The organism is Umezawaea sp. NPDC059074 (assembly GCF_042738955.1).
GTDB lineage: Bacteria > Actinomycetota > Actinomycetes > Mycobacteriales > Pseudonocardiaceae > Umezawaea.
The window spans coordinates 1-8651 of record NZ_JBHYHC010000227.1 but is presented as its reverse complement, the minus strand read 5'-3'; the positions used below and the strand labels follow the sequence as shown (position 1 = coordinate 8651).

At 73.6% G+C, this 8651-nt stretch carries 5 protein-coding genes; all 5 read left to right on the top strand.

Going from position 1 to position 8651, the window contains the following annotated elements; translation table 11 throughout:
* The coding region (locus ACFWW9_RS44670; protein WP_390389484.1) for a thioesterase II family protein at positions 1 to 389 on the top strand (389 nt) is incomplete at its 5' end.
* A 28-nt stretch (positions 390 to 417) separates the two neighbouring features.
* A complete protein-coding gene (locus ACFWW9_RS44665; protein ID WP_390389481.1) occupies positions 418 to 1590 on the top strand; it encodes a hypothetical protein in 1173 nt (390 codons plus the stop codon).
* 18 nt (positions 1591 to 1608) lie between these two features.
* Positions 1609 to 2769 (top strand): pyridoxal phosphate-dependent aminotransferase, encoded by a 1161-nt coding sequence (locus ACFWW9_RS44660; RefSeq protein ID WP_390389480.1) that lies wholly within the window; start codon positions 1609 to 1611, stop codon positions 2767 to 2769.
* A 25-nt stretch (positions 2770 to 2794) separates the two neighbouring features.
* Positions 2795 to 3952 carry a cytochrome P450 gene (locus ACFWW9_RS44655; RefSeq protein ID WP_390389479.1) on the top strand — a complete coding sequence of 386 codons (1158 nt, stop codon included), beginning with the start codon at positions 2795 to 2797 and terminating at the stop codon, positions 3950 to 3952.
* Between the two features lie 37 nt (positions 3953 to 3989).
* Positions 3990 to 8651, top strand: a 4662-nt coding sequence (locus ACFWW9_RS44650; RefSeq protein WP_390389478.1) for a beta-ketoacyl synthase N-terminal-like domain-containing protein, incomplete at its 3' end; no start/stop codon positions are given.

Genomic DNA, 8651 nt, shown 5'->3' with positions numbered 1-8651 from the left:
GCCCGGCTCCCCGACTGCCACGCGTGCACCCGCCGGTGCACGCCGCCTCCGACGCGGAACTGGTCGACCGGCTCCGGACCCTCGGCGGCCTGCCCGAGGAGGTGCTGGAGGAGCCGGACCTGCTGCGGCGCTTCCTGCCGATGATCCGGGCGGACTTCGCGGTGTTCGAGACGTACACCCACGAGCCGGGACTGCCGTTCACCTGCCCGGTGGTGGCGTTCACCGGCAGCGAGGACACCGACGTCCCCGTGGCGCGGGTGGCCCCGTGGGCCGAGGTGAGCACCGGCCCGTTCAGCCACCACGTCCTGCCCGGCGGCCACTTCTTCGTCCACACGGCGCGGCCCGCGCTGCTGTCCCTGCTGCGCGGCGCACTGGCCGTCGACCGCTGAGCGCTCTCGTCCTGGAGGAGTCACACCCATGCCGGAATACTCGATCGCCCTCTCCCCGGAGGTCCCTCCGGGGATGGCGGAGGAGTTCGCGAAGCGCGTCTACTACGCCGCCTCGGAGATCCGCGGGTTCAGCCTCGTGCGCGGCGAGAACGGCGAGGTGCGGGAGGTCGAGTTCGCCACGGAGGACGAGGTCGACGCGGCCGAGATCGGCCGCAAGCTGAACCTCGTGGCGCAGCGCGACGTCCTGCCCCAGGGCGAGGCCGAAGAGGTCGCCGTCGTGTGGCAGTCGATGGCGATGCCGCGCGCGCCGCGGATCGGGTTCGAGGACCTGGAGCGGCACGGGCTCGTGACCCGCACGGGTGACGGAGCTTATGGCGCGAGCGGGGTGCTGGCCCAGCTGTTGTACAAGATCGACCACCGCGTGCGGGTGCTGGCCGTGGAGGGGTTCGGGGCGGTCGACAACTGGTACCCGGCCCTGATCCCCACCGACGTGCTGCACCGGGCGGGCTACTTCGACTCGTTCCCGCAGTTCCTGATGACCGTCGGCCGCTTCCACTCCGACGCCGACGTGTACCAGGGTTTCGCGGCCGAGTTCGAGGCCGCGCGGGACAAGGCGAAGTTCATGGACAGCCGGACCGAGCACGTCGGGCACTGCCTGTCGCCCACGGTCTGCTACCACTCCTACCACCAGTACGCCGGGCGCGAGGTGCCCGACGAGGGCGCGGTGCTGACGGCCACCGGCAAGATCTTCCGGTTCGAGTCCCGCTACCACCACACGCTGGAACGCCTGTGGGACTTCACCATGCGCGAGGTCGTGTTCTTCGGCGGCCGCAAGGCGGTCACCGACCTGCGGCAGAACCTGCTGACGGCCGTGTGCGCGCTGGTGGACGACCTGCGGCTCGCCGCCCACGTCGAGGTGGCGAACGACCCGTTCTTCAGCAACGGGGCCGACGCCAAGCGGGCCATGGTGCAGCGGGCGCTGCGGATGAAGTTCGAGCTGCACATGCCGGTGGTCGACGGCCAGACCATCTCCGTCGGCTCGTTCAACCTGCACGGCTCGAAGTTCGGCGAGGCCTTCGGCATCACCACGCCCGGCGGGCAGCCCGCCTACTCGGGCTGCATCGGCATCGGGCTGGAGCGGATCGCCTACGCCTTCCTGTGCCGCCACGGGCTCGACCCGTCCGGCTGGCCCGAGTTCTGAGACGTGGAGGAGAACGACATGGCACACCCCTCGACCCACCGGTCGCCGACGTCCGCCCGGACGGCGGGCCTCGCGGGCAACAGCCTGACCGAGCTGTTCGTCATGGCCCGCGCCAGCGGGGCCATCGACCTGGCCGTCGGCACGCCCGGCTTCCCGGTGACCTCGGAGAGCCTGGTGGAGGACGCCGCGAAGGCCATGCGCGCCGGGCGCAACCAGTACGAGCACCCGGCGGGCGATCTGGCGCTGCGGCGGCAGATCGCCGAGATGCTGGGCGACGGCGCGGACCCCGACCGGGAGATCACCGTCACCGCGGGCGCGACCGAAGCGCTTTACATCGCTCTGCTGTCCACTTTGGACGAAGGTGACGAGGTCGTCCTCTTCTCGCCCGGCTACGAGCAGCTCGCCGCGTCCGCCGCGCTGGTCGGCGCGAAGCTGCGGTACGTGCGGCTGCACGGCCCCGAGTGGCGCTACGACCCGGCGGAACTGGCCGCGGCGTTCACCTCCCGGACCAAGGCGGTGCTGCTGAACACCCCGGCCAACCCCACCGGCCGCGTGCTCAGCCGCGAGGAGATGGAGGAGATCGGCGCGCTCTGCGAGCACTGGGACGCCACGGTGATCTGCGACGAGGTCTACCGGTCGTTCGTGTTCGACGGCAGGGAGCACGTGTCCGCCACGGACATCCCGGCGTTCGAGGGGCGCAACGTCGTCATCGGCTCGCTGTCCAAGAGCCACGCCGTGAGCGGCTGGCGGCTGGGGTTCCTGCGCAGCGACGCGCGGCGCACCGAGACGTTCCGCCGCGTGCACGAGCTGACCACCAACGGCACCGCGGCCCCGCTCCAGGCCGCCGCGGGCAGCGCCGCCCGGTCGGTCGACCTGGACGAGGTGTGCCGGGAGATGAGCCGACGGCGCGACCTGGCGCAGGAGGTGTTCTCCGGCATGGGCATGAAGTTCGCGCCCGTTGAGGGCGGCATCTTCCTGTTCGCCGACATCAGCCCGTTGACCGGCGGGCGCGAGGACGGCCGGGCGTTCGCCCACGCCCTGCTCGCCCGCGCGGGCGTGCTGCTGGCTCCCGGAGCGCCGTTCTTCGGTGACCCGGCCCAGGGCCGCGACCACGTGCGCATCGCCTTCAACCGGACGACCGAGGTGCTGCGCGAGGCCGAGCGCCGCATCACCGCCTGACCACGGACCGAGAAGGAGCACGCGCGTGGCACACGACGTCGACCACCTGGGGCCTCTCCCGGCGTTCCTGACGCCGGGGGACGGCGTCGTCCCGATCGTCACCCCCATGGGCGACAAGATGTGGCTGGTGCGCGACTACGCCCTCGGTCGCCTGGTGCTCGCGGACCAGCGGTTCAGCCGGGCGGAGGCGGTGAAGCCGCACGCGCCGCGCTTCAACGACTCGCAGCCCGCGGCGGATGCCGTGATGAGCATGGACGGGGCGGACCACGCCCGGCTGCGGCGGATCGTGAGCGGCTCGTTCACCACCCGCCGCGTCGCCGCGTTGACGGCCGACGTCGAACGCCTCGCGGACGAGTGCCTGGACGCGCTCGCCGCCGCCGGGCCCGGCGCGGACCTCATCGCGGGCCTCGCCACGCCGTTGCCGCTGTCGGTGCTGTGCTCGCTGCTCGGCGTCCCGCCCGAGGACGGCGGGATCTTCCGCGACTGGGTGGAGGTCCTGTTCGACCTGTCCGCCAGCACGCCGAGGGAGAAGTCGCGCCGCCGCCTCGAACTCGTCGACTACATGGGCGAGCTGATGGCCAAGAAGCGGCGCGGCGACGACGAGGACCTGCTCACCGGCCTGATCGCCGCGCACGACCAGGGGACGCTGTCGCAGGGCGAGCTGCTGACGCTCGGGCTGTCGCTGCTGATGGCCGGGTACGAGACCACCGTCGGCCAGATCGGCCTGTCGGTCCTCGCGCTGCTGACGGACCCGGTCGTGCTCGCCGACCTGCGCGCCCGCCCGGAGATGCTGGACGCGGTGGTGGACGACCTGCTGCGCCTCACGCCGTCCACGCCGCTGAGCTTCCCCCGCGTCGCGCTGGAGCCGGTCGAACTCGGGCCCGTCACCGTGCAGGCGGGTGAGGCCGTGGTGGTCTCGCTGCTGCACGGCAACCGCGACACCACCACCTGGGAACGGCCGGAAAGCCTGTTCCCCCAAGGACACGGCGTTCCGCACCTGACGTTCGGGCACGGCGTGCACCGCTGCGTCGGCGCGCCGCTGGCCCGGCTCCAGTTGCGGATCGTGTTGCAGCGCCTGCTCGCGCGCTTCCCCGACCTGCGCGTGGCCACCGGGCCGGACGCGGTGGTGTGGAAGGAAGGCCTGTCGATCCGCGGCCTCGCCCGTCTGCGGATCGAGTGGTAGTTCGCCCTGTTCCTGCGGAAGTCCAGTGAGGAGTCACGTGTCCGCCGACATCACCCCGGAGCCCGAGCTGGAGGCCGTCGCCGTCATCGGCTACGCGTGCCGTTTCCCCCACGCGGACGGCCCCGCCGCCTACTGGAGCCTGCTGGACGAGGGCAGGAGCGCCGTCGTCGACGCCCCGGAAGGGCGGTGGGACGGCGTTCCCGGCCCCCGGCGCGGTGGTTTCCTCGACGGTGTCGGCGACTTCGACGCGGCGTTCTTCCACGTCTCGCCGCGCGAGGCCGCGGCCATGGACCCGCAGCAGCGGCTCGTGCTCGAACTGGTGTGGGAGGCGATCGAGGACGCCGGGATCGTGCCCGCCGACCTGCGCGCCACCCGCACGTCCGTCTTCGTCGGCGCGCTGCGCGACGACTACTCCGCGCTCGTCCACCAGCGGGGCGACGAGGCCGTCACCCAGCACACGATGACCGGCGTGAGCCGCGGCATCATCGCCAACCGCGTCTCCTACCACCTGGGGCTCAACGGGCCGAGCCTCACCGTCGACACCGCCCAGTCGTCCTCGCTGGCCGCCGTGCACCTGGCGTGCGCCAGCCTGCGGGGCGGCGAGTCGACGCTGGCCATCGCGGCGGGCGTGAACCTGAACCTGCTGCCGGGCAACGTCCTGGCCGAGCTGCGCTTCGGCGCGCTGTCGCCGGACGGCACGACGTACGCGTTCGACGGCCGCGCCAACGGGTTCGTGCCCGGCGAGGGCGGCGGGGTCGTGGTCCTCAAGCCGTTGAAGCAGGCCCAGGCCGACGGCGACCGCGTCCACGGCGTGCTGCTCGGCACCGTGCTCAACAACGACGGCGCCACCGAGGGCCTGACCGTGCCGAGCGCGCCCGCGCAGGAGGCGATGCTGCGGGAGGCGTACGCGAAGTCCGGGGTCGCCGTGGACGACGTGCAGTACGTCGAACTCCACGGCACCGGCACACCCATCGGCGACCCGATCGAGGCCGCCGCGCTCGGGGCGGCGCTCGGCACTGGCCGCCCCGCCGACGCGCGGCTGCGGATCGGCTCGGTCAAGACCAACATCGGCCACCTGGAGAGCGCGGCGGGCATCGCCGGGTTGATCAAGGTCCTGCTGAGCATCCGGCACCGCAGGCTGCCCGCCAGCCTCAACTTCGAGGCTCCCGCGCCCCGGTTGTCGCTGGTCTGGCTGGGTCTGGAGGTTCAGCGGCGGGGGACCGCGTGGCCGCGCGAGGACCGGCCGCTGGTGGCGGGCGTCAGCTCGTTCGGCATGGGCGGCACGAACTGCCACGTCGTGGTGACCGAGCCGCCGTCGATCGAGACCCCCGCGCCCGCCGAGGCCTCCGACGGCACGGCGCTGGTGTGGACGCTGTCCGGTCACACCGAGGCCGCGCTGCGCGCCCAGGCGGACCGGCTGCGGGAGTTCGTGACCCCGGAGCACTCGGCCGCCTCCATCGCCCACTCCCTGGCCACCCGGCGGGCCGTGCTCGACCACCGCGCGGTCGTCACCGGCACCTCCCGCGATGGGCTGCTGGCCGGACTCGACGCCCTGGCCTCGGGCACACCCTTGGCCGCCGTCGTGACCGGTGAGGTCGCGCCGGGGAAGCTCGGGTTCCTGTTCACCGGTCAGGGCTCCCAGCGTGGGGGCATGGGCCTCGCCCTGCACGCCTTTCCGCGCTACGCCGAGGCTTTCGCCGAGGTTGCCGCAGCGCTCGACCCGTTCCTCGACCGGCCGCTCGCTGACGTGATCGCCGAAGGCGGGCCGGACCTCGACCGCACCGGTTACACCCAGCCCGCGCTGTTCGCGGTCGAGGTGGCGTTGTTCCGGCTGCTCGACTCGTGGGGTCTGCGCCCGGACCACGTGGCCGGGCACTCGATCGGCGAGATCAGCGCCGCCCACGTCGCCGGGGTGCTGTCGCTGCCCGACGCGGCCCGGCTCGTCGCGGCCCGCGCCCGGCTGATGCAGGCGCTGCCCGAGGGCGGGGCCATGATCGCCGTCCAGGCCACCGAGGACGAGGTCCGCGACCTGCTGCGCGCCGAGGACGGGCTGGCCGTCGCCGCGGTCAACGGTCCGGAGGCGGTGGTGGTCTCCGGGGACGCGGACGCCGCCCGCCGGGTCGCCGCCGCGCTCACCGAGCGCGGACGCCGGACGAAGCGGCTGGACGTCAGCCACGCCTTCCACTCGCCGCACATGGACGCCATGCTCGACGAGTTCCGCACGGCGATCTCCGGGCTCTCCTTCGCGCCCCCGGCCATCCCGGTCGTCTCCACGGTCACCGGCGAGATCACGGACCTCACGTCCCCGGAGTACTGGGTCGAGCAGGTCCGGCGCCCGGTCCGCTTCCTGGACGCGGCCCGCACCCTGGCGGCCGAGGGCGTCACCACGTTCCTCGAACTGGGCCCGGACGGTGTCCTCTCGGCGTCCGTCGCCGCCTGCGTGCCGGGTGCCGTGGCCGCGCCGGTGCTGCGCGCCGACCGCCCCGAGGTCGACACGGCCCTCGCCGCCGTGGCACGGGCACACGTCCGCGGGCACGCGGTCGACTGGAGCGCGCTCCTGCCCGCCGACCCGGCGCACGTCGACCTGCCCACCTACGCGTTCCAGCGCACGCACCACTGGTTCGACGTCACCGCGCGGCCCACGGCACCCGTCGTGAGCGCCCTCGACGTCGACGAGCTGGTGCACGCGCACATCGCCGCCGTGCTCGGCACCGCGCCGGGCGACCGCGCTCCCGCGCACACCACGTTCACCGACCTGGGCTTCACGTCGTTGATGGGCACCGAATTGCGCGACGCCCTGGCCCAAGCGACCGGTCTGCCGCTGCCCAGCGGACTCCTCTACGCCCACCCGACCCCCGCCGCGCTGACCGCGTTCCTCGAAGCCACCCCAGCCGAGGTCGAGACCGTGGCACGAGCCCATGACGACGAGCCGGTGGCGATCGTGGGGATCGGCTGCCGCTATCCGGGCGGCGTCTCGTCGCCGGAGGACCTGTGGCGGCTGGTCGCCGAGGGCGTGGACGCCATCGGCGAGTTCCCGACGAACCGCGGCTGGGACACCGACCTCTACGACCCCGAACCCGGCCTGCCGGGACGCTCCACCGTGCGGCACGGCGGTTTCCTGCCCGACGCGGGCGAGTTCGACGCGGCGTTCTTCGGCATCTCGCCGCGCGAGGCCGAGGCGATGGACCCGCAGCAGCGGTTGCTGCTGGAGACCGCGTGGGAGGCCGTCGAACGGGCCGGGATCGACCCGAGGTCGTTGAAGGGCACCAGGTCCGGCGTGTTCGTCGGGGCCACGGCGCTGGAGTACGGGCCGCGGATGGCCGAGGCCCCCGAAGCGACCCACGGCCACGTGCTGACCGGCACCACGACCAGCGTCGCGTCCGGGCGCATCGCCTACCAGCTCGGCCTGACCGGGCCCGCGATCACCGTGGACACGGCGTGCTCGTCGTCGCTGGTGGCGCTGCACCTGGCCGTGCGGTCGCTGCGGTCCGGCGAGTGCGATCTGGCCCTGGCCGGTGGCGCCACGGTGATGGCCACGCCCGGCATGTTCGTCGAGTTCTCCCGGCAGCGCGGGTTGGCCGTGGACGGGCGGTGCAGGTCGTTCGGCGCGGACGCGGACGGGACCGGCTGGGCCGAAGGCGTCGGACTCGTCCTGGTCGAACGGCTGTCGGACGCCCTGCGGGCCGGGCACCAGGTCCTCGCCGTGGTGCGGGGGAGCGCGGTGAACCAGGACGGCGCGTCCAACGGACTCACCGCGCCGCACGGCCCGTCGCAGGAGGCCGTGATCCGGTCGGCGCTGGCCGACGCCGGGCTGACGGCGGCCGACGTGGACGCCGTGGAGGCGCACGGGACCGGGACCGTCCTCGGCGACCCGATCGAGGCGGACGCCCTGGCCGCCGTCTACGGCGACCGCGACCGCCCGGTGTTCGTCGGGTCGCTGAAGTCGAACATCGGCCACGCCCAGGCCGCCGCGGGCGTCGGCGGGGTGATCAAGATGGTCGGCGCGCTGCGGACGGGCGTCCTGCCGCGCTCGCTGCACGCCGACCGGCCCACGCCGCGGGTGGACTGGGCGTCGAACGGCCTGACCCTGCTGGCGGAGGCACGGGACTGGCCGGAGCTGGACCGACCGCGTCGCGCGGGGATCTCCTCGTTCGGCATCAGCGGCACCAACGCCCACCTCATCCTCGAACAGGCCCCGGAGACCGCCGTGCTCCCCGCCGAGAGCGGTCCGGCGGCGGGGATGGCCCCGTGGGTGCTCAGCGCCCGCAGCGAGCCTGCCCTCCGAGCCCAAGCCGCCCGACTGCGCGCGCACACCGCGGCTCCTGCCGACATCGGCCTCGCGCTGGCCACCACGCGCACGGCGTTCGAGCACCGGGCCGTGATCCTCGGCGACCACCGCGCGGGCTTGGACGCCCTCGCGACCGGGGCCGAAGCGCCGACCCTGTATCGAGGCTCGGCTGCCGACGCTGGCCGCACGGCGTTCCTGTTCACCGGGCAGGGCGCTCAACGCGCGGGCATGGGCCGTCAGCTGCACGCGGCGCACCCCGTGTTCGCCGCGGCGCTGGACGAGGTCTGCGCCGCCTTCGACGGCCTGCTCGACAGACCGCTGCGCGACGTCCTGTTCGCCGCCGAGGACGACGACCTGCACCTCACCTCGTACACGCAGCCCGCCCTCTTCGCCGTGGAGACGGCCCTGTTC